Raw genomic sequence first — 20,863 nt, 5'->3', positions numbered from 1 at the left:
CGGCCTTAGATATCGCCGCAGAAGGTCTCGGCGGTTTCCGCGAAGCGTTTCCAGGCCTCCCAGAAGGCGCGATTGCCAGCGTTGTCGGATTGCCGAACGTCCTGCAACTGACCGGGTTCGCTGAAGAAACGCACGCTGCGCTGCTGTTGTGACTGGCTCAGGGTCTGATCGGCGGCAGCCTGGATGCACCCGCAGCGTTCGCGCGTGGCGCCGGGACGCCGGTGCACAAGGCACGCCGTCCCAATGGGCCCAGAGGCGAATTGTACGGGGCTTCCTGCGACCGGCAGGGGCGGCGGGCTCAAGACGGGTTGCGGCGGTGGGGTGTTGCGCCCGCCGCAGGCCGACAGGATCAGCATCATACAGACCAGGGCAGCGGGGCGCAGCATGAACAATTCCCTCGTTAGAGCTCAATTGTTTATGGCGCATTCGCCCCGCCACTGCAAACCGTCAGAACCGCCAGCGGGCGCCCACGAAGGTCACATCCTGATCCTGCAGGTCCGCGCCTGTGTCGTCGAATTCGAAGGTGCGGTAGCTGGCGTAGAGCTCGGTGTTCCAGGCATCGACTTTCTGGACCACGGCGAGGCCGACAGAATGTGACTCTGAGCCTGTCACGCCGAAGTCTTCGCCTGTGTAGTAGTCCAGCGAAATGCGGGTCTCGCCGGCGGCGATCCAGTCGCGTTTGATCCCGCCCTTGATGTAGACGTAGCTGTCGTCGCCTTCCTGCTGGCGGCCGGAGGCGATGGCGAGGTTGAGGCCGGTCTCTTTATGCAGGACTGCAAAGGAGCCGAGCAACAGTTCTTCGTCGGAATCGCGGATCGAGAGGCCCGCCCGGGCGGCCACCTGATAGGTGCCATAGTCCTGATTGTAGGTCAGGCCGATGTCGTAGAATTCATCGTCATTTCCGCGGGTTAGGACCTCTTCCCCGGCGCTGACGGCGAGGGAGAATCCGGCGAAGGTGGGGGTGTCATAGCGGATGCGGAAGCGGCGGCCGCCGTCGAAGGCGCTGAAGGCGTCGCCGATGTCAAACCCCGACGCGCCGCCGCCCGCGAGTTGGAAGACCTGGCTGCCCGCCTGATCCTGCAGGCTGGAGTAGGCGATGACGGAAGTGCCGGAGAAATCGGCCTCCGCCGTGCTGTCGGTGGCGATGCTGCCCTGGCCGAAGGAGAAGGTTCCGAAGGTGGGCGACTGGTAGATCGCCTCGAATTTGCGGATCTCGGTGCGGCGGTAATTCTGCTCGAACCCGTCGTCGGCACCGTTGATGCTGGAGGAGCCGGTGAAACCGAGCGAGGTCTCGAAATGCAGGCGGAATTCACTGCCGCCCTGCAGCGGCTGCTTGTAGATCAACCCGATCCGGCTGTTGGAATTATCGTTGTCTGTCAATCCTGTATTCGATCCGTCGCCATTGTCCACGTTGATGATGCCGAGGTTCAGATGGCCGTAGAAATCGACCTCGGGGCCGGTCTGCTGGGCGGTGGCGGCCAGCGGCAGGGCAAGGGCGAGGAGCCCGGCGGAGGCGGGGAGGATGCGGGAAGTCGTCGTCATGGAAGTGCCTTTCGGGAAGCGGCGCCGGACCGGCGTCTCAATACATCTTACGCGTGTATTGTGACGGGTCAAACTCACGAACGCCGGAGGGCGGTGCGCGTGTGCAGGGGGCTCTGTGCGGGTTTGTGGACCATTCGGTCTCTAAGTTGTGCGCACGTTAAGGCTGCGCACGCGCAACGGTTAAGGCGGGTGTTTTGGCCCGAGGGGCCGAATCGCCGGTTAATGCTGCAGATCAAGGCGATTTCGACGTCGGTATCGCGTCGGTATAACGTCGGTATTTTGTCGGTGTCTCGCACCGACGTGGCGGGGTTAAGAGGGCGCGCGGTGGGGTTCGTTGATGAGGGGTTAATGGTGAGGCCCGTCTCGGAAACTGTTCAGTGGACAGTTTCAGGATCGAACGGGCGAAGCCATGGCTGGGGTCGTTTGTCGAGCAGTGTTCGTTTCGAGCGGCGCGTCGAGTCCGCGATGGCTGCGCCATCGCTCTGCATCTCCGTCGGGTGTTGTGCACCCAAGCGGCCGAACCGAGGGGCGGGATGAAGTAACAACCCAGCAGACGCCTTGCGTCCGTTCCATTGGCCGACATCCAGACTGCGCCTCGACCTGGAAGCGTCTGCGTCACCCCGAAGGCGCGTCTACCGCACGGCGGGGGCGGTCCGGACACTGCATAGTAGTAGACGGAGAATTAGTCATTGGTCCGGCGGTGTCGAGGCACTGTCTAGGAGTGCCTTTGCAGCTTGCCCTGGTTTCATCTGATTGCTCAATAGTCCACCGACCACTCCGCCTGCTCCTGCGCCAACGGGTCCTCCGATCAGCGCTCCGACACCGGTGCAACCCAGAATAATTCCGACCGGTACGGTCGCCTCGGCTGCGTTTTCAGGTTCGGTGTAGCGTTTCGCTACACTTAATACGAGCGACCTATAGTCGCCTAGCCATCGAACATATTCACCTTGGTCTTTGGATTTGGTGGTTTCGGGTTGGCTCGGAAGCATTGAGAGCAGTTCTTTCAGTTTTTTTGATAGATCATCAACAACGCTTAGCAAGTCGTCGCGGTCCAATCGGTTCATCAATTGCACGCTTTCTCGGTATTCGGATAGGTGCGCGAGCAATCCCATCACAGAGAATATGATTGCATCATAGTTCTGCTCAATTCTTGCGGCGACAGAGGTTCCTTGGGCGCTTCTTCCATTAGGATTGCCGGCTCCGAAAGCTTCCACTCTTCTTTCTTCGGCATCTCCTTGTATGAGTTTGATTTGCATTGAAATTTTCGTAGGGCCTGCTTCCCAAATTTCATCTGGTATGGATGCAACTTGATCAATTAATGACGCAGTTAAATGGCTTCCATGGATTTCATCTCGAAAGAAGTTCACAAAGAATTCGAAATCAGGCGCCCTATCGCTTTGGTCACTAAGCCGTCCCCAGGCATCGTGTATGTCTTTTGTTGCGAGATGTAACCTGTTAAGTTTAGGGAGTATTTGGCTTTGGGATCTGCCAATCTGGTCCGAGATTAAATCGAGAAGATTACTGTTGTCAGCAACATCTATGAGCTTTGCTATGACATCAGTCTTAGAGATACTCGGTTCGGCAAGTACTTGCGGCCATCCCAAAAATGGTGTGTAGCTCCCGTCTAGCTTCACGCCCCTCCCACGGTTTTGCCGTGAGAAATATACCCGGGCAAGACAAAGCTCTTGCATTTTCTTTGTCTGTCTGCGTCGAAAAGATCGAAGTGAAACAAGATCACGTAGGCATGTCATGATCACTAATTCCAATTGTATTTGGTATCGATCTGAATGAGAAGACTGTCGGTTTGACAGATACCAGTCCAGATAGCGAATAGCTCCCATTTGGAGCATTCTTTCAACTACAAGTGCGGTTGTTTGAACGGGTAGCCCTTCCACCCAATTTGCCAGTTTTTCGTGCCCTTTGTCCATAAAGTCAGTAACGTTTCAAAGCACTCTTGTCACAATGATGGGCCAGTCTTATTGACCGGTGACAACAGTATGTCACTGCCATCGCTCAACTGCAATTTCCATTCTTCGGGACGCGAGGCCCCATCGACCAATCGCATGAAAGTAATCAAACTTAAGCCGCCAGCCCCACCAGCGCCGCTGCCTCGTGTTTGCGCAGAGTCTGATACGCCGTTTCGCGACCAATCAATTCGGGGAAGTCGGCGCGGATCTGGTCGTGCGCCTCCGGCAGGAGCGCGCGGAGGGCTTGGTGGCCGAGGTGGAAGCTCTCGCTCCAGAGGCCGCCGCTGGAGAGCACCGCGTGTTCTTCGAGCAGGAAGTGGTGATAGGTGACCGCGCCGCCGATCTGCAGGGTCACGCCGGGCAGGTCGGTGAGGTAGCGCGCGGGCACCAGCACCTCGGGCTGTCCGAAGAGCATTTCGGCCTGCCAGCCGGTGAGCAGCACGCGGTGTTGCTGGGAGACCAGCAGATCATCAGTGCTGCCCAAGGTGCCGGCGGCGATGTGGACCGGTGTGAAACGGGCGGCAGCGGGAGCGGTGCGGGACCCGGTCCAGAGCACGCGCTGCAGCCCGTGATCGCGGGTCTTGAGCAGCATGCCCGGGGTGATCTGGTCGGCGCGGCGCGGGCCCTGGGCCGTCTCGATCCGCATCGCGCTGGTGAAGCAGACCGGCGTGGCATAGGCGGCCTGGGCAAAGGAGGGGCCCTCGCCGGGATCGGAGACCGTGAGCGGGACGTCGCGCGGCGGAAACCCACCCGGCCCGCCAATGAAGGCAAGCCCTTCGACGGTGGCGTAGCTGGGCGAGGAGTTGTTCACGTTGAAGGCGATGACGGTCCATTCGTTCACGCCGTCGCTCAGCACGAAGCTGAACTCGGCCTCGACGCGGGTGCCGTCGGTGAAGGTTTCGGTGCCGATGGTCTGATCGCCGTTGAGCGTCTGTGAGCTGTCGTTGTCGCTGAAGTCGGTGTCGTCGTCGTTGATGGAGATCGGCACCCAGAGCGAGGAATTGAGCGTGATGGTGAGCCCGTCGAGATGCGAGCCATCGCCCTGGTCGACGCCGTCGAGCTGGCCACCTGCGATGGTCATCAGGTTTTCGGGCAGGACGTAGATGTCGTATGGCACGTGGGCAGGCTCCTTCAGGTGGCGCACGGGGCACGCCACCCTGTCGGATCGCGCAGGAGTGCGGAGCGGTCGCGGCGGATTAACGGTTTTTTTATGGTTTTTGGCGGGGTGGGGGGCCCGTGGGTTGTGTCGGGGCGGGGGCTTCCCGGTGGGGTGGGTGTCGGTGCGGCGTTCGCGATCTTGACCAAGCCACAAAACCCCTACATATCCGCTGCATGACACCGCTTTCACATATCCGCAATTTCTCCATCGTGGCGCATATCGATCACGGGAAATCGACGCTGGCTGACCGCCTGATCCAGTCCACCAACACGGTGGCGGACCGGGATATGAAGGAGCAGATGCTCGACAGCATGGATATCGAGCGCGAGCGGGGGATCACGATCAAGGCGCAGACGGTGCGGATCAATTACACGGCGGCGAATGGCGAGGACTATGTGCTGAACCTGATCGACACGCCGGGGCATGTGGATTTCGCCTATGAGGTGTCGCGGTCGATGCGGGCGGTCGAGGGCTCGTTGCTGGTGGTGGATTCGACGCAAGGGGTCGAGGCGCAGACGCTGGCGAATGTGTATCACGCGATTGATGCGGATCACGAGATCGTGCCCGTCTTGAACAAAATCGACCTGCCGGCGAGCGATTGTGACCGGGTGGCGGAGCAGATCGAGGACGTGATCGGGATTGACGCGTCGGGCGCCATTCAGGTGTCGGCCAAGACCGGGCAGGGGATCACCGAGACGCTGGAGAGCATTGTGCAGCATCTGCCCGCGCCGAAAGGCAACCGCGATGCGCCGCTGAAGGCGATGCTGGTGGACTCATGGTACGACAGCTATCTCGGCGTGATCGTGTTGGTGCGGATCATGGACGGGGTGCTGAAGAAGGGCGAGCGCATCCGGATGCTGTCGAACAATTCGGTGCATCATGTGGACCGGATCGGGGTGTTCCGCCCGGAGATGACGGTGATTGACGAGTTGGGGCCGGGGGAGATCGGGTTCCTGACGGCCTCGATCAAGCAGGTGCGCGACACGCGCGTGGGCGACACGATCACCCATGAGAAGAAGGGCACGGAAGATGCGCTGCCGGGGTTCAAGCCGAGCCAGCCGGTGGTGTTCTGTGGCCTCTTCCCGGTGGATTCAGCCGAGTTCGAGGATCTGCGCGATGCGATCGAGAAGCTGGCGCTGAATGACGCGTCGTTTTCCTATGAGATGGAGACCAGCGCTGCGCTGGGCTTTGGGTTCCGCTGCGGGTTCCTGGGGCTCCTGCATCTGGAGGTCATCCGCGACCGGATCGAGCGCGAGTACAACATCGAGCTGATCACGACCGCTCCTTCCGTCATCTATCACATCCACCTGAAAGACGGGGAGATGATGGAGCTGCACAATCCGGCGGACATGCCCGACCTGACGCTGGTGGATCACCTGGAGGAGCCGCGGATCAAGGCGACGATCCTGGTGCCGGATGACTATCTGGGCGATGTGCTGAAGCTCTGCCAGGACCGGCGGGGCATCCAGCTCGATCTGACCTATGCGGGCAGCCGCGCGATGGTGGTCTATGACCTGCCGCTCAACGAGGTGGTGTTTGATTTTTATGACCGGCTGAAATCGGTCACGAAGGGCTATGCGTCATTCGATTACCAGATGATCGGGTACCGCGAGGACAAGCTGGTGAAGATGTCGATCCTGGTGAACGACGAACCTGTGGATGCTTTGTCAACCATGGTGCACCGCGACCGGGCAGAGATGCGCGGACGCGCGATGGTCGAGAAGCTGAAGGACCTGATCCCCCGGCATATGTTCAAGATCCCGATCCAAGCGGCCATCGGCGGCAAGGTGATCGCGCGCGAGACGCTCTCGGCGATGCGCAAGGACGTGACGGCCAAGTGCTATGGCGGGGACGCGACGCGGAAACGCAAGCTGCTGGATAAGCAGAAGGCGGGGAAAAAGAAGATGCGTCAGTTCGGGAAGGTGGATATCCCGCAAGAAGCGTTCATCAGCGCTCTGAAAATGGATGGCTGACGCCATTCATTTTCCGCGCTGAGGAAGGCCAGTGCGGGTAAGCGGTTTTGCGCAGCAAAATTGCGGCCGCATCGCGGTTCAGTTGGGGTTCGGCGACTCCAAGTTTTACGTTTAGGTAGATACTTGGCTTGTCCAGTCCCTTATTGACGAACCAAGACGGGAAATATCTCTTTTACTCAGTGATCCGCTGTGCATGATTACGTTTCTGGATCGCTCAACGGTGTCAAAAATACTAGATGCCCATTCAATGTCGTTTATTGATGCTTCGAAGTGCTCGAAGTTATTGCGTATAACTGCCAAAAGGTTAGGTAACATTGTGAATTGGATAAGGTCGTCTCCCCGTTGGGTGTGCCACTTGACCTTTTCTTCCTCATCTTTGCGTTTTTCAGCTGCTTTGCGAGCGGAGTTTGGTACGCATTTTTCCCACCAGTCGGCGCCCACCTCTTCAAGTAGAGTTTTCGAGATCAGCTCTCTCACGGAGTTTTCAAAGGCGGCTATCGTCAAATACACTGCTGACATAAGCGTAGCGTTTGCCACGTGAAGCTCGTCTAAGCTGTCTGCGCCAGCCAAGTTGCGAATGCCGTCGTACTCTATTCCAAGCTCGGAATTGCTTCGGCGCCCTGCTTTATCCAATGCTTCTTCCGTAAGAAGCGCCTTAAAGAGTCCTGCATAGAGCCTGTCAATACTAGTCAATCAAATGCTCCTTAAGGCTTTTGAATAGCGCATCATATACTTTGGGATCACGAGAAGGTGGTAGTATGATCTGGATGTTGTAATGCAAACCACCCAAAGTTAGTTTTTCACGTACGTCACTACTGACTAGTTGTGGCGGCTCTTCAGCCTTTGTTTTCTCGCTCACTGCGTCTTCTTGTATAGCAGCAGGTTTCTCGGTTTCTTTACTACTTTTTGAGAAATCGGCTTGGCCGCAAAGCGCTGAGAAAGTTAATGCGAATTTCTTCAGAACGGAGTCGCTCATTTGTCCTTGCGATAGCGTTTTTGCCTTATTGATTACTTCGGTATTCGAGAAGCTTTGAGCGTCGCGTCTTATAGTAAAGAGGTCGGAGTAGGCGTCCCTAATTGCTTCTGCCAGAACAATTTCTGACTGGGATTGATCTAAAAATCTAAAGTACCGATCTTTAGGTTTACCTTCGGAGTCAAGGAAGTCCAGTTGCTTCAGAACTCCTATGATCAACCGATCAGCGGCTGACTTGAAACCTAATGTTTCTAAAAAACGTTGCGTAAACTTCTCAGGTGCCTGTCCTGATTTTATCGCATTCAGGATCGCTGCTAAGTTCTTGGTACTGGTAAGGTATGCCTTTGGGAGAGCCATTTCTCATTCCTAAAATAATAGATCGATTAACTTATAGTAGAAATTGAGCAAAATGCACATTCAAAGAATGTGCAGCGCCCGAACCGCCCCCACGGGGCGGGCGCTTCGCTTTTTCCCGCCCCTCGGTTCGGGCGCGGTTCTCTGCTCACGACAAGTCATCAGCTTCAAAAGCACCTCTCTCCCGGGGCTCCGCCCGTTGCCACCTCAATTGATCCCCCGGATCAATTGCCGTGCTTCGCCCGGACCGGTGCCAACCCCCTCGGTTCGGGCGCGGCACTCCACATAGAGGGCATCGCCAACTTCAAAAGCGCCTGCTCCGCCGGTGTAAGAGGCGGCACTGTCGTTGACGACCGACGTAGAAAGACCGGCGCCTACGCCCGATACGCCGGAAGGGGCGCGCGGTCCTGCAGGGCGATCATGCGGCGGAGCATGATTTCGGTGAGGGCGTGGCGGACCTCTTGGCTGGTGGGGCGTTCGAAGAGGTTTTCGGCCTCACCCGGGTCGGCCTCGAGATCGTAGAGTTCGTGCCAGGCCTCGCCTTCGCGCAGGGACATGCGGTAGCGGTCGGTGACCACGGTGCGCACGCGCTGGGGGCGATCGAAGCCGGTCATGACGCGCTGGCTGTCCTCCTCGACGATGATGGCTTCGGGCGGTGGGGCGCTGAGCAGATCGCGGCCCTGGATGCCGTTGAAAGCCTGGATGCCCGCGCGGGCGAGGATCGTGGGGGCGATGTCGATGGAGGAGCCGAGGCCCGCGTCGACCTTGCCATGGGCGGGCGCTGTGGGGTCGTGCCACAGGAAGGGGACGCGGATGATCCCCTGGTAGTGCAGCAGTAGCTTCAGCATCAGCCCGTGGTCGCCCATGTAGTCGCCGTGATCGGAGGTGAAGATGACGATGGTGTCCTCGGCCAGCCCGAGCGTGTCGAGATGGGCGAGCACGCGCCCGATGGCGTCGTCGATCATGGTGATCATGCCGTAGGTGAGGGCGATGATGGCGCGGGCCTCGTCTTCGGTCACGGCGAAGGGGTTCTGGTTGTCGCGCGGGTCGGTCCCGGTGGCGAGGGCTGTGCGCATGGCGCGGATCGGGGGCAGGTCGCCCTGGCCGAAGGTGGCGGGCAGGGTGATCTGGGCGGGGTCGTACATGTCCCAGTAGCGCCCGGGCGGCGTGAAGGGGTGGTGCGGGTCCGGGAAGGACATTTGCAGGAAGAAGGGCGCGTCGTCCTTGGCGCGTTGGGCGAGCCAGGTGGCGCTGCGGTCGGCGATCCAGGAGGTGGAGTAGAGTTCCTCTGGGACGGCGGTGCGCCAGGCCTGGGGGGCGGTGATCCGGGTGTCGGGGAGGGCGTTGGCGGGACCGGTGAGCTGGTCGAAATCGGGGCGCTGGGCGCGGGCCCAGAGCAGGTAGTCGCCCGAGGCCTGATCGCCGTGGTCGGCGGCGATCTCCACGTGGTCGAAGCCGTAGAAGTCGCCGGTCAGGCGCTCGGCCAGCGGGCGGTCCCATTTGGGGACGACTTCGAGGTCATAGTCGGCACTGTGCCGGTTGTTCTTGATCGCGTCGCGCAGGTCGGGGCGAGGCGTGTGCAGCCTGTCGTCCGGGGTGAAGGTGTTGGTGGCGGGCAGGCCGGTGAAGCTTTGCAGGTGGGATTTGCCGATGAGGCCGGTGCGGTAGCCCGCGTCGCGCAGCAGTTCCACGAAAGTGGTGTGGTCCCTGGAGAGCGGGATGCCGTTATGCCGCGCGCCATGGGCCGAGCACATGCGGCCCGTCATGATCGAGGCGCGGTTGGGCATGCAGATCGGGTTGGCGACGTAGAAGCGGTCCCACCGGGTGCCTTTGGCGGCGATGCTGTCGATGTGGGGCGTGCGCACCGTCGGGTTGCCGCCGCAGCCGAGGTGGTCGGCGCGGTGCTGGTCGGTGATGATGAAGAGGAAGTTCGGGCGCTTGGTCACGAGGGGGCCTCGGGCGTGGGGCGGTGCAGCCGCGCGGCCTGGATGTCCCAGAGGATCAGCCCGAGCCCGGCAAGCAGCGCGGGCAGGTGGAAGAGCGGATCGGGGGCCAGCAGGGTGAAGGCGGTGACAAACCGCGCGACGATCTCAGGGACCGAGAGTTTGCGGCGGTCGTAGGCGGAGAGCGCGGAGGAGAAGAGCCAGATGCAAAAGCAGGTGCGTGCAACGATCCAGAGGAAAGGCAGGAGGCTGAAATCCTCGATGATCAGCACAGTGGGGTAGAAGGCGAAGACGAAGGGGATGATGAACTTGGCCATGCCGAGCCGGAACGACATGAAGGCGGTCATCAGCGGGTTGGCCCCGGCGATGGGGGCGGCGGCATAGGCGGCGATGGCGACCGGTGGGGTGAGAGAGGAGGCCACCCCGTAGTAGAAGACGAACATATGCGCGGTGAGCATCGAGACGCCAAGCGCCTGGATCGCGGGGCCCATCACCAGGATGATGATCAGGTAGGCGGGCAGGGTGGGCATGCCCATGCCGAGGATCAGCGCACCCACCATGGCCACGAGCAGGGCGGAGAACAGGCTCTCGCCGCGAATGGTGGCGATGACATTGGCCAGCTTGAGCCCGAGCCCGGTGGAATCGAGTGAGCCCACCAGCACACCGATGGCGGCGATGGCGATGAGCAGCGTGGCACCGGATTGTGCGCCCTTGAGGAAGGAGTGCCAGACGCGCGCGGGATCTGAGCGGACCTGCGGGTTGATCACCGAGAGCGCGAGCAGCACGACCACCGCGTAGAACCCGGCGGCAGAGGTGGAAAAGCCCCCAAGCAGGCAGCCGATGATCGTGGCGATCGGGCCGAGAAAGAGCACCGAGTTGATCAGATCGACACGGGTGATCCGGTCGTCCATGGAGAGCGGCTGGACCTCGATGCCCTGGCGGCGGGCCTCGACCGTGACGGCGGAGAACAGGCTGAAGTAGTAAAAGAGCGCCGGAAAGAGTGCGGCGACGATAATGTTCAGATAGCCGACGCCGGTGAGGTCAGCCATGACGAGGGCCGCGGCGCCCATGATCGGCGGCATGATCTGCCCGCCGGAGGAGGCGGTGGCCTCGATGCCTGCGGCGAAGGTGGGGCTGAAGCCGCGTTTCTTGATCATCGGGATCGTGAAGGTGCCGGTGCCGACGATGTTGGCGACGGTCGAGCCCGACATGGTGCCGAACATCGAGGAGGCGAGGATGGCCGCATGGGCGGGTCCGCCGCGGGTGCGGCGCGTCACGAGGAAGGCGAACTTCAGCAGCGTGTCGCCCGCGCCGGTGCCTTCGAGCAGGACGCCGAAGATGATGAAGATGAAGACGGTGGAGAGCACGATGTTGGTGATCGAGCCGAAGACGCCCTTGTTGGTGTTGTACCACAGCGCCTCGGCCACCTCTTTCAGCGAAAACCCGGTGTGGGCCAGGATGCCCGGCAGGTCTTGGCCATAGAGCAGGTAGAGCACGCCGAAGGCGCCGACGCCGAAAAGCCCCCAGCCCCAGAGGCGGCGGCAAAGCTCGAGAAAGACCACGAGCCCGGCGAGCGCGGGCCAGGCGTCGGCGCGGGTCACGTCGTAGAGCGCCACCTCCATCTGGGTCTGTACGAAGTGGAAGGACCAGATCGCCCAGAGCCCGGCCAAGACCATCAGCGCATCAAGGATGAGGTGCAGGCTGGCGCGGGCGCCGGTCACCGGACCGTTGGCCTCGCGGCGGACGCGGGCGGCGGCCACGCCAGCGATCAGGGCAAAGGCGAAGCCTGCGGCGCGGTGCAGCTTGGGCTCGATCAGCCCGACACCGGAGCTGTAGAGCGCGATGGCGCCAAGCGCGAAGCAAGCAAGGGCCGAGAGCCAGGCATAGAGCGTGGCGGTGCGGCTGCGGCTGTGGGTCTCGGGTGTCATGAGCGTGCTATCCGGGCGCGGGGTGGACACGGGCGCATCTTTGCGCCCGTGATCGGAGCGTCAGGGGCGCAGCGCATCCGGGATCGCGATGCCCGCTTCGTCGTAGTATTTCGCGGCCCCCGGATGCAGCGGCACGTTCACCGAGGTGAAGGCGCTTTCGGGTGTCACGTCCTTGAGGAAGAAGGCGGTGGCGTGCACCTCCTCGAGGTTTTCCCAGAAGGATTTGGTGGCGCTGTAGACCACGTCATCGGAGACGCTGGCATGGGTGCCGACGAATTGGGTGAAGCCAAGCGCCGTGATCTCGCCTTGCGTCTGCTGCCCCTTGTAGGTGCCGCCGTCAAACTGGATCATCCCCCGGCCCGGGCGCCCGAAGAGTGCCTGCATGGCCTCGGAACCCACAACCTCCTCGGGGATCGACAGGATGCGGAACTCGCCCGAGAGGCCGAATTGCTCGATCTTGGAGGAGCCGATCTCGGCGGGGCGGACCATCATGTCGATCTTGTTGTCGGCCAGCGCGGCAAAGCCTTCGCCCCAGCTCAGCCGTACGGCGGTGTAATCGGTGCCCGCCTCGAACCCGGTGATGATCTTGATCAGCGCCTCGGAGGTGGCCGAGGCCGAGCCCGCGGGCGGGCCGGTGAAGATCGTCTTGCCCTTCAGGTCCTCCCAGCTTTCGATGCCGGAGCCGGCCAGCGTGATCGGGTGATAGGCCCCGGCCTTGAAGCCGAGGATCGCGCGCAGCTGGCCCGCGGCGGCGGGCGCGTCTTCGACCTTTTCATACATCCGCTGCTGGCCCTTCATCAGGTTGACGAGCGAGGGCACGGTGGAGAAGAAGTCGATCTCCTCCCGGCCGCCTTTCAGCATGGATTTGGTGAGCGTCTGCCCGGCGTTGACCTGGATGTCGACGCCCGCCTTGCCCGCCTGGTTGGCGAAGGTGACGAACATGGTGTGCACCGGGTCGCCGACCCCTGCGGTCTCGCCCTTGAAGATTTGCGCGCTGGCAGAGGCCGGGACAACGGCGGCCATCACCACCGCAGCCACGGCTGCGATTTTTCTGACGTTGAACATGAATTCCTCCCTTGATTGCAGCAAATCTAGCAGAGAGATCGCATTTGATATAATCAAACATCAGGCACATTAGATAAGCAATTGCTATGAAACTGGACCCGAAACACCTGGCTCATCTGTCCGTCATCGTGGAGGCGGGGTCGTTCCAGTCGGCGGCGGACCGGATCGGGCTGACGCAGCCCGCACTCAGCCGGAATATGAAGGCGCTGGAGGCGCGGGTGGGCGCAGCGCTGTTCAACCGCGATGGCCGCAAATCGGTGCCGAATGCGCTGGGCCTGCGGCTGGCGCGCAATGGACAGGCGATCCGTCTGGCCGAAGAGCAGGCAAGCGTGGTGGCGGACCAGTCGGCCAAGGGGGCGGTGGGCGAGCTGCGCATCGGCGCGCCGCCCATCGTGGCGGGCCGGTTTCTCAGCACGGCGCTGGGGCGGTTCATCCGCGAGAACGCCAATTGCGTGGTCGAGATGCGGACGGGGCTGGTGCATGAGCTGCGCAGCATGTTGGAGCGGCGGCAGGTGGATCTCGTCTTTGGGCCGCGCAGCCTTGCGGACCCGACGGCGGGGCTGGCCTTTGCGCCGTTGATCGATGATCGCGTCGGCATCCTGTGCCGTGTCGGGCATCCGCTGACGGCGCTGGCGCGGGTGATGCCCTCGGATCTCGACACGCAGGTCTGGCTTGCGCATTCACGGGGCAGCCTGTTGCGGCAGCAGACGGAGGCGGCGATGACGGCCTCGGGGGTGAGTGCGATGCATATCGTCTGCGAGACGGATTCGATCCGCTCGGTGCTGGAGATCATTGCCGATACGGACCTGATCACCACCATGCCGCGCGTGACGACCGCGCCCTATCTGGAGGAGCGCCTGCAGTTTCTGGAGTTTGATCACCCGCAGTTCCACCGGCCCATCGGGACGATCCGGCGCAGCGGCACGCCGTTGAGCCCGGTGGAAGAGCGGTTTCTGGCACAGCTTGCGGCGGGGTGAATGCTGGCCGCGCGGTCTGGCGCTAGGCAGCGGCCGCGCGCTGTGGCACTCTTGCGGCAGATTGCAAACGGAGGGTGACATGGGACAACGGACAACAACGGGCCGGGGGAAGCTTTACGACAGCGTGCTCGATACGGTGGGTGACACCCCGTGCATCCGGGTGAACCGGATCGCGCCGGAGCATGTGACCGTTTATGTGAAGTTCGAGGCGTTCAACCCCGCGGGGTCGGTCAAGGACCGGCTGGCGCTGAACATCATCGAGGCGGCGGAGCGCGAGGGGCGTCTGGCACCCGGGCAGACCGTGGTGGAGGCGACCTCGGGCAACACCGGCATTGGCCTTGCGATGGTCTGTGCGGCCAAGGGCTATCCGCTGGTGGTGACCATGGCCGACAGTTTCTCGGTCGAGCGGCGGCGGCTGATGCGGTTTCTCGGCGCGAAGGTGGTGCTGACACCACGCGCGCTCAAGGGCTTTGGGATGTACACCAAGGCCAAGGAGCTGGCCGAGCAGAACGGCTGGTTCCTCGCCAGCCAGTTCGAGACCGCGGACAACGCGGATATGCATGAGACCACCACGGCGCGCGAAATCCTGGCGGACTTCGAGGGGCAGAAGCTGGACTATTGGATCACCGGCTATGGCACCGGCGGGACAGTTTCGGGCGTGGGGCGCGTGCTGCGCAAGGAGCGGCCTGACACCAAGATCATCCTGACCGAGCCTGCGAATGCGGCCCTGGTGGGCTCAGGCTATGTGAACACGCGCAACGATGGCCATCAGCCGACGGAGAGCCACCCGAATTTTGAGCCGCACCCGATCCAGGGCTGGACGCCCGATTTCATCCCCTGGGTGCTGCAGGAGGCGATCGACAAGGGCTACTACGATGAGCTGATCCCGATTGCGGGGCCTGAGGGGATCAAGTGGTCGCAACGGCTTGCGGCGGGCGAGGGCATCTTCACCGGCATCTCGGGCGGGTCGACCTTTGCGGTTGCGATGAAGCTGGCGGAAACCGCGCCGGAGGGCTCGGTCATGCTGGTGATGCTGCCGGATACGGGCGAACGGTATCTGTCCACGCCGCTCTTCGAGGGGGTCGAGGAAGAGATGACCGACGAGGAACGCGCGATTTCGATGTCGACACCCTCGGCGCAAATGGCCGCGGAGTAACGGCCAGCCCTGGCGTGATGCGGGCGCTCCGGCGCGCGGGGCCGGGCGCCCGGGCTCACCGCTGCCTCGGGTGATGCTGCGACCCTGTGCGATGGCTTGCTTGGGGTGTGCCGACCTGCTGCCACGATTTGGTCACCAGCGGTGTCATGCTGCCGAACTTGACGCCGGGCGGCACAATGCCCCAATTGCGCCGCCACAGGACTGACAGCCCTGCGGCGCCGCCTGATCGGCGCTGGTTTCGAACAATCTTCAGATACTGACCAGACAATCCTCAAGTTTGCGGTGCAGGCGCGCGGTAGGGCTGTGCGGGGTCGCGGCGTGATGCTCCCACGGTGGGCGACGACCGACGGCCATATTCGATAAACTGGAGATCAAGATGAACCGCATTCTTTTGAGTTTTTTGATGGGCACGGCGCTGGCTGCCGCTGTCCAGACCGCCGAGGCGGGCACCGTGTCGGCCTTTGCCAAGGCGTCGACACAGGTAACGGAGCAACGGGAAAGCCTTGAGCCGCTGAACCCGTTTGAGCATCCCGATGGCGTCGAGGTCGACGCGATCACGGAGGACACAGGATCGGGTGCGTTCTCTTCGGTGACGGTTAAGGTCTTGCCCGAGCTGCGCAGTCACCGGATTTCGGCCTTCGGGGGTGTCGCTGCGAACACGCCGGATGAGCTGAGCGACAGCTTTGGCACTGTGGGCGAGGAGCGCCGGTTCCTCGCCGAGACCGCAGGTCTGGTCACGCTGCGCTACCAGATTGATGCAACCCATGACATCACCTCCGACCTTGCGCCGCTCCGCAACTATTATGGCTATGGGCTGAGCCTGCAGCTTGGCGGCGTGGGTGGCCCGTCGACGACACGGTACGACACGCTGTTTGACACGGACCCGCAGCTCGATACGCCCAGCTTGACGCGCAGCTTGCTGTTTGAACTGACCCACGAAGTCGGCGCGGGCGAGGAGTTCTTCGCCTCGATGCGGCTGAACGGGGTGCTGGGCAATGAAGCGCCGCTCGGTGCGTTCTTCGAGGGGATGCTGGTGGTTGATGGCAGCTGGTCGGTGCGCTCGACGGGTCGGTTCACGCCGGTGACGGGCGAGACGGAGATGCCTGCACCAGTGCCTCTGCCCGCGAGCCTGCCGCTGCTGCTGGCCGGAGCGCTTGGTCTTGGCGTTCTGGGGCGCCGCCGGACCGCGCGCGCCTGACCGGGCGCGCGCGGACGTACGGCGGTTTTTGCGCGGGCCGGGTGGGGCCGGTTGATCGGTCTGTCCCGAGGCACATGGCGGATCGGGATTGACTTCTGCGTAAAGGGGTTCAACAGTTTCTCAAAATACGAAACAGTTGGAGGCCTGATCATGCCGCTGCCGAAGCTGTCGCTCCAGGTGTTCGAGGCCTTCGAGCATGTGGCGCGATCAGGGTCCGTGCGCCGTGCCGCGCGCGAAATGGGGGTGTCGATTTCCTCGGTCTCGCATCATGTGAGCCGGTTGGAGGCGGAGTTGGGGGCGACCCTGTTTGATCGCTCGTCCCGCCCCTTCGTGCTGACACGGGAGGGGCGCGAGGCGCTGCATCACCTGTCGCTGGGGCTGCAGCACCTGCGGCGCGCGACGAGCGAGACCGCGGTCGGCGGGTTGCTGGGCACCCGCGCGCTGCGCATCGGGATCGTCGAGGATTTCGAGAGCAATGTCGCGCCGGACCTTGCGGTCACGCTGGCGGCGCGGATGCCGCGCGCGACGCTGACGCTCAGCCACATCCTCAGCCACCAGGCGTCTGACCTGCTGCGTACCGGCGCGCTGGACGTGGCGATTGCCGCCGAAGCGACGGAGCCGCCACGGGATCTGATCGTTGAGCCCTTGGCGCGCGATCCTTTTCTGCTGGTCAAGCCGCGTGTTTCAGATGTGGAGCCGCGGGCCTTCGTGGCCGGGGCCTCGGGGCTTCCGTTTCTGCGGTTCAACCCGGGGCACCTGATCGGCAAGCAGATCGACGCGCATCTGCGGCGCAACCGGGTGAGCCTGCCGGAGCGGTTCATCTTCGACAGCGTGCAGTCGATTATGGCGGTGATCGCGAGCGGCGGTGGCTGGTCGCTTGTCACACCGCTGGGGTGCGCGCGGGCGCAGAGATACGCGGGACAGGTGGATCTGCAGCCGCTGCCGCTGGCGCCCTTTGCGCGCCGCATCTCGCTGATGGCGCGGCAGGAGTTCGATGCGCGCATGGCCCAGGCTATTGCCACCCTCGTGCGCCAGAGCATCACGCGCCTGGCAATCGAGCCGCTCTGCCGCACGCATCCGTGGCTGCAGGAGGGCTTTGTCGCGCGCGGCACCGAGGGGTGAGCGGCGCGATGGCCCATCCGACGTTGTGAATAATAGTTTCGAAAATATTGGAACTGTTGGTTTTCGATTGAGGGCGGGTGCGCGCCGCTTGATGAGCGCAGGTGAGTGAGATCGATATCGGAGAGGGCGGGCATGCGGGATCAGGCGCGGGTGGTGGTGATTGGCGGCGGGATCGCGGGGTGTTCGGCGCTCTATCACCTGACGCAGGAGGGCTGGACCGATGTGATGCTGCTCGAGCGTGATGAGCTGACGTCCGGCACCACCTGGCATTCGGCGGCACAGGTCACCAATTTCGGGATGACGCAGACGATGGTGGGGCTGAAGCGCCATTCCATCGCGCTCTATCAGGAGCTGCGCGACGATCCGGAGTATCCGGTGGGTTACAACTATGGCGACGGGGGTATCCGGCTGGCCAATACGCAGGCGCAGATGGATGGGTATCACCACTTTGCCTCGCTGGCGGCGGCCATGGGGGTGGAGTTCGAGGTGCTCGACGCGGCGGAATGCGCGCGGCGTCATCCGCTGATCTCGACGGAGAACCTGCTGGGCGGGCTGTGGGACCCGACGGATGGGCATATCGACCCCGCGCAGCTGTGCCAGGCGCTGGCGCGGCGGGCGCGGTTGGCGGGGGCCGAGGTCAACCGGCACACGCCGGTCACCGGACTGACGCAGCATGCCGATCACAGCTGGACGGTGCACACCGAACGGGGCGATGTGCGGGCTGAGATCGTGGTCAACGCAGGCGGCTATCGCTGCAACGAGATCGGCGCGATGATGGGGGTGAGCCACCCCGTGGCGTCGATGGAGCACCAGTATTTCCTGACCGAGGATATCCCCGCCATCGCCGAGGCCGGGCAGCGGATGCCGCTGCTGCGCTGCCCGATCAGCGACTATTATTGCCGGCAGGAGAAGGGCGGCTTGCTGCTGGGGTTCTACGAGCAGGGCTGCCGCACCTGGGGGATGGACGGGATTGATCCGAAGTTCTCCAACGACCTCTGCCCCGATGATCTCGACCGGGTGACGGATGTGCTGGAGGGTGCTTTTGCGCGGATGCCGGTGCTGACCGAGACGGGCATCCGCGAGGTGGTGAACGGGCCGATCACCTATACCATCGACGGTGCGCCGCTGGTGGGGCCGATCCCCGGCAAGCGCAACGCCTTTTGCATCATCGGGCTGCGGGCAGGCCTGGGCGAGGGGGGCGGGCACGGCTGGCTGCTCGCGCAGCAGATCGTGCATGGCGAGGCGCAGTATGACACCTGGGGGCTCGACCCGCGGCGGTTCACCGGCCATGCGACAGTCGAGCTGACCGCGCTGAAGGCCATCGAGGATTATCAAAACGAGTTCCGGTTCCATTTCCCGCATGAGCATCGCCCCGCCGGGCGGCCGATGAAGACAACGCCGCTCACGGCGGTTCTGGCCGCCGAGGGCGCCCATTTCGCCACCGTCAACGGCTGGGAGCGGGTGGATTACATCGCGCCCCAGCCGGATTTCACCGAAACGCTGGGGTTCCGGTTTAACGAGGTGCGGGAGGTGGTGGCACAGGAGGTCGAGGCCGTCGCGGCCGGCGTGGGGCTGACCGAGGTGTCGGGCTTCAACCGGTTTGAGCTGACGGGCGCGGACGTGCCGAGCTTTCTCGACCGGATGATCTGCGGCGCGGTGCCGAAGCGCGCAGGACGGGTGGGGCTGTGCTATCTGCTGAACCACCACGGCTGTGTGAAGGCGGAAGCGACGATTGCCAACCTGCCCGCGTCAGAGCGCGGGCCCGCGCGGGTCTGGTATGGCTCGGCCGCGGCGTCGGAGTTTCATGACATGGACTGGCTGACCAGCCATCTGCGCGCGGATGAGGATGTGACGATCCGGTCGCTGACCAATGCGCGGACCACGCTGGTGCTGGCCGGGCCCAAGGCGCGCGCGGTGTTGGCCGCGGTTGCACGGGGGGATTGGTCGCGCGCGGCGTTTCCGTGGCTCTCGGTGCGCGAGGCCTATATCGGGATCGCCCCGGCGACGGTGTTGGGGGTGAGCTTTTCGGGCGAGTTGGCCTATGAGATCCACCTGCCGAACGAGAGCCTCTCTGCGGCCTACCTTGCCCTGCGTGCCGCGGGCGCGCAGCACGGTCTGCGCCTCTTTGGCGCGCGGGCGGTGGAGTCGATGCGGTTGGAGAAAGGGTTTTTGCATTGGAAGGCGGATCTGCTGACCGAGTTCGACCCCTTCGAGACCGGGTTGTCACGCTTTGTGAAGCTGGAGAAGGGCGCCTTCATCGGGAAAGGCGCCTTGTTGGCCCGGCAGGCGGCTGGGCCGACGCGCAAGCTTGTGACGCTGGCCATCGACAGCACAGAGGCACCCGCGCAGGGCGGGGCGTCGGTGCGGCACGCGGATCAGATCGTCGGCGCCGTCACCTCGGCGGAGTGGGGGCACCGCACGGGGCTGAACCTCGCCTATGCCTTTGTCACGCCCGAGGTTGCGGCTGTCGGGACAGCTCTGACGGTGGATGTGCTGGGGGCCGAGGTGGCGGCGCAGGTGATCGACCCTGTGGTCTATGACCCGGAGCACGCCCGCCTGCGCGGCTGACCGCGGGCGGTGCTGATCGGCAGGATCGAGCCAGTGCGGGGTGTCCGCGGGTGACTCGGGCCGCGCCCGCGCCTACCAAGGAGGCGTGATGGACGACGGATCATCGGGAGAGTCTCATGCTGCGAAAGACGTTTCGGCAAGGCTTGCGGCGGTGCGGTCTCGCGGCGGGTCTGGCAGTTGTCGCAGGTGCGGCGCAGCCTGAGGTGACCCTGTCGCGCGCCACCCAGAACGCGATGCTGCATGTGCTCGCCCATGAGATCGGCCATGCGATGTTGCGCGAGTTTGACCTGCCGATCCTCGGGCCGGAAGAGGACATCGCGGATGATTTCGCGACGATCTACGTGTTCCTTCTGTTGCCTGATCGCGCTGGCGACATCGTGGCCGCCCGGGCGCGGCAGACCCTGGCCGATGGCGATACGCCCGGCATGTTCAGCGCCTATCGCGCGGATGATCAGCGCGCCGGGCGCGCGATCTGTCTGCTCTATGGTCAGGACCCGGCGCGGTTCGACGCGCTGGCGGCGGAGTTCGGGCTGGCGGGCGAGGCGGCCGCCGACTGCCGGGATGCGGCGACCGAGGTGGGCCGGAGCTGGCGGCGGATCATCGCGCAGTATCGCATGCCCGAGGGCGCGCGGGTGACAGAGGTGGGGCTCGACGTGGCCGAGACCCCGTTTGCCGAGGCGCTGGCCGCGAGCGACAGTGCCGAGGAGGCCTACAGGCTGCTCTCCGGGATTGACTGGCACTCGCGGATCACGCTGGCCCTTGAGGACTGTGATGGCACAGCCGGATGGGCGCGCAACGGGCGGCGGATTACCATTTGCGAGGCCTATATCGCGCGGTTTGAAGTGCAATTGGGCGGCGGGGCGCAGTAGTCTCGCGCGCATGATGCTGCGCTGCGGCAAATTGCCCTGCTCATGCGGTTGCGCGCGCCCTTTAGGGTT

Annotated in this window: 16 protein-coding genes; 7 read left to right on the top strand and 9 right to left on the bottom strand. The window is 63.2% G+C overall.

Annotated elements, in window-relative coordinates; all coding sequences use genetic code 11:
- Positions 1-5: 5 nt before the first annotated feature.
- The 4 genes from ACVC7O_RS17450 to ACVC7O_RS17435 form a co-directional block, all read right to left on the bottom strand.
- Positions 6-386, bottom strand: a complete 381-nt coding sequence (locus ACVC7O_RS17450; RefSeq protein ID WP_458323391.1) for a hypothetical protein — start codon at positions 384-386, stop codon at positions 6-8.
- Positions 387-447: 61 nt separating this feature from the next.
- Positions 448-1,542, bottom strand: a complete 1,095-nt coding sequence (locus tag ACVC7O_RS17445) for a porin (RefSeq protein WP_458323390.1) — start codon at positions 1,540-1,542, stop codon at positions 448-450.
- Between the two features lie 686 nt (positions 1,543-2,228).
- Positions 2,229-3,233: a hypothetical protein gene (locus tag ACVC7O_RS17440; protein ID WP_458323389.1), complete on the bottom strand. Its 1,005-nt coding sequence runs from the start codon at positions 3,231-3,233 to the stop codon at positions 2,229-2,231.
- Positions 3,234-3,621: 388 nt separating this feature from the next.
- Entirely contained in the window at positions 3,622-4,626 is a 1,005-nt protein-coding gene (locus tag ACVC7O_RS17435) for a Hint domain-containing protein (protein ID WP_458323388.1), read from the bottom strand.
- Between the two features lie 215 nt (positions 4,627-4,841).
- Here ACVC7O_RS17435 and lepA point away from each other — a divergent pair, with 215 nt between their 5' ends.
- Positions 4,842-6,641 (top strand): translation elongation factor 4, encoded by a 1,800-nt coding sequence (gene lepA, locus ACVC7O_RS17430; RefSeq protein ID WP_458323387.1) that lies wholly within the window; start codon positions 4,842-4,844, stop codon positions 6,639-6,641.
- 111 nt (positions 6,642-6,752) lie between these two features.
- Here lepA and ACVC7O_RS17425 read toward each other — a convergent pair whose 3' ends face one another.
- The 5 genes from ACVC7O_RS17425 to ACVC7O_RS17405 form a co-directional block, all read right to left on the bottom strand.
- The gene (locus tag ACVC7O_RS17425; RefSeq protein ID WP_458323386.1) at positions 6,753-7,334 is read right to left on the bottom strand and encodes a Swt1 family HEPN domain-containing protein; all 582 of its coding nucleotides are present in this window, start codon (positions 7,332-7,334) and stop codon (positions 6,753-6,755) included.
- Positions 7,327-7,971: a DUF5343 domain-containing protein gene (locus tag ACVC7O_RS17420; RefSeq protein ID WP_458323385.1), complete on the bottom strand. Its 645-nt coding sequence runs from the start codon at positions 7,969-7,971 to the stop codon at positions 7,327-7,329. The genes ACVC7O_RS17425 and ACVC7O_RS17420 overlap by 8 nt, the downstream gene beginning before the upstream one ends.
- A 371-nt stretch (positions 7,972-8,342) precedes the next feature.
- The gene (locus ACVC7O_RS17415; protein ID WP_458323384.1) at positions 8,343-9,914 is read right to left on the bottom strand and encodes a sulfatase family protein; all 1,572 of its coding nucleotides are present in this window, start codon (positions 9,912-9,914) and stop codon (positions 8,343-8,345) included.
- Entirely contained in the window at positions 9,911-11,869 is a 1,959-nt protein-coding gene (locus ACVC7O_RS17410; RefSeq protein WP_458323383.1) for a TRAP transporter permease, read from the bottom strand. The genes ACVC7O_RS17415 and ACVC7O_RS17410 overlap by 4 nt, the downstream gene beginning before the upstream one ends.
- Before the next feature lie 30 nt (positions 11,870-11,899).
- On the bottom strand, positions 11,900-12,904 hold the full coding sequence (locus tag ACVC7O_RS17405) for a TAXI family TRAP transporter solute-binding subunit (RefSeq protein WP_458323382.1): 1,005 nt from the start codon (positions 12,902-12,904) through the stop codon (positions 11,900-11,902).
- 86 nt (positions 12,905-12,990) lie between these two features.
- On the opposite strand from ACVC7O_RS17405, the gene ACVC7O_RS17400 reads away from it, so the two are divergent.
- From ACVC7O_RS17400 to ACVC7O_RS17375, 6 genes are all read left to right on the top strand, one after another.
- Positions 12,991-13,881 (top strand): LysR family transcriptional regulator, encoded by an 891-nt coding sequence (locus tag ACVC7O_RS17400; protein WP_458323381.1) that lies wholly within the window; start codon positions 12,991-12,993, stop codon positions 13,879-13,881.
- A 79-nt stretch (positions 13,882-13,960) separates the two neighbouring features.
- Positions 13,961-15,037, top strand: coding sequence for a PLP-dependent cysteine synthase family protein (locus tag ACVC7O_RS17395; RefSeq protein WP_458323380.1), 1,077 nt, complete (start codon positions 13,961-13,963; stop codon positions 15,035-15,037).
- A gap of 376 nt (positions 15,038-15,413) precedes the next feature.
- The gene (locus tag ACVC7O_RS17390; protein ID WP_458323379.1) at positions 15,414-16,235 is read left to right on the top strand and encodes a VPLPA-CTERM sorting domain-containing protein; all 822 of its coding nucleotides are present in this window, start codon (positions 15,414-15,416) and stop codon (positions 16,233-16,235) included.
- 150 nt (positions 16,236-16,385) lie between these two features.
- On the top strand, positions 16,386-17,357 hold the full coding sequence (locus tag ACVC7O_RS17385; protein WP_458323378.1) for a LysR family transcriptional regulator: 972 nt from the start codon (positions 16,386-16,388) through the stop codon (positions 17,355-17,357).
- Positions 17,358-17,489: 132 nt separating this feature from the next.
- A complete protein-coding gene (locus ACVC7O_RS17380) occupies positions 17,490-19,925 on the top strand; it encodes a GcvT family protein (protein ID WP_458323377.1) in 2,436 nt (811 codons plus the stop codon).
- Positions 19,926-20,041: 116 nt separating this feature from the next.
- The gene (locus tag ACVC7O_RS17375; protein ID WP_458323376.1) at positions 20,042-20,794 is read left to right on the top strand and encodes a DUF4344 domain-containing metallopeptidase; all 753 of its coding nucleotides are present in this window, start codon (positions 20,042-20,044) and stop codon (positions 20,792-20,794) included.
- Positions 20,795-20,863: the final 69 nt, after the last annotated feature.

It is taken from the genome of Roseobacter cerffii (assembly GCF_054226325.1).
Note: the sequence above shows the minus strand (reverse complement) of the source record. Positions and strands in the feature narration are given on the sequence as shown.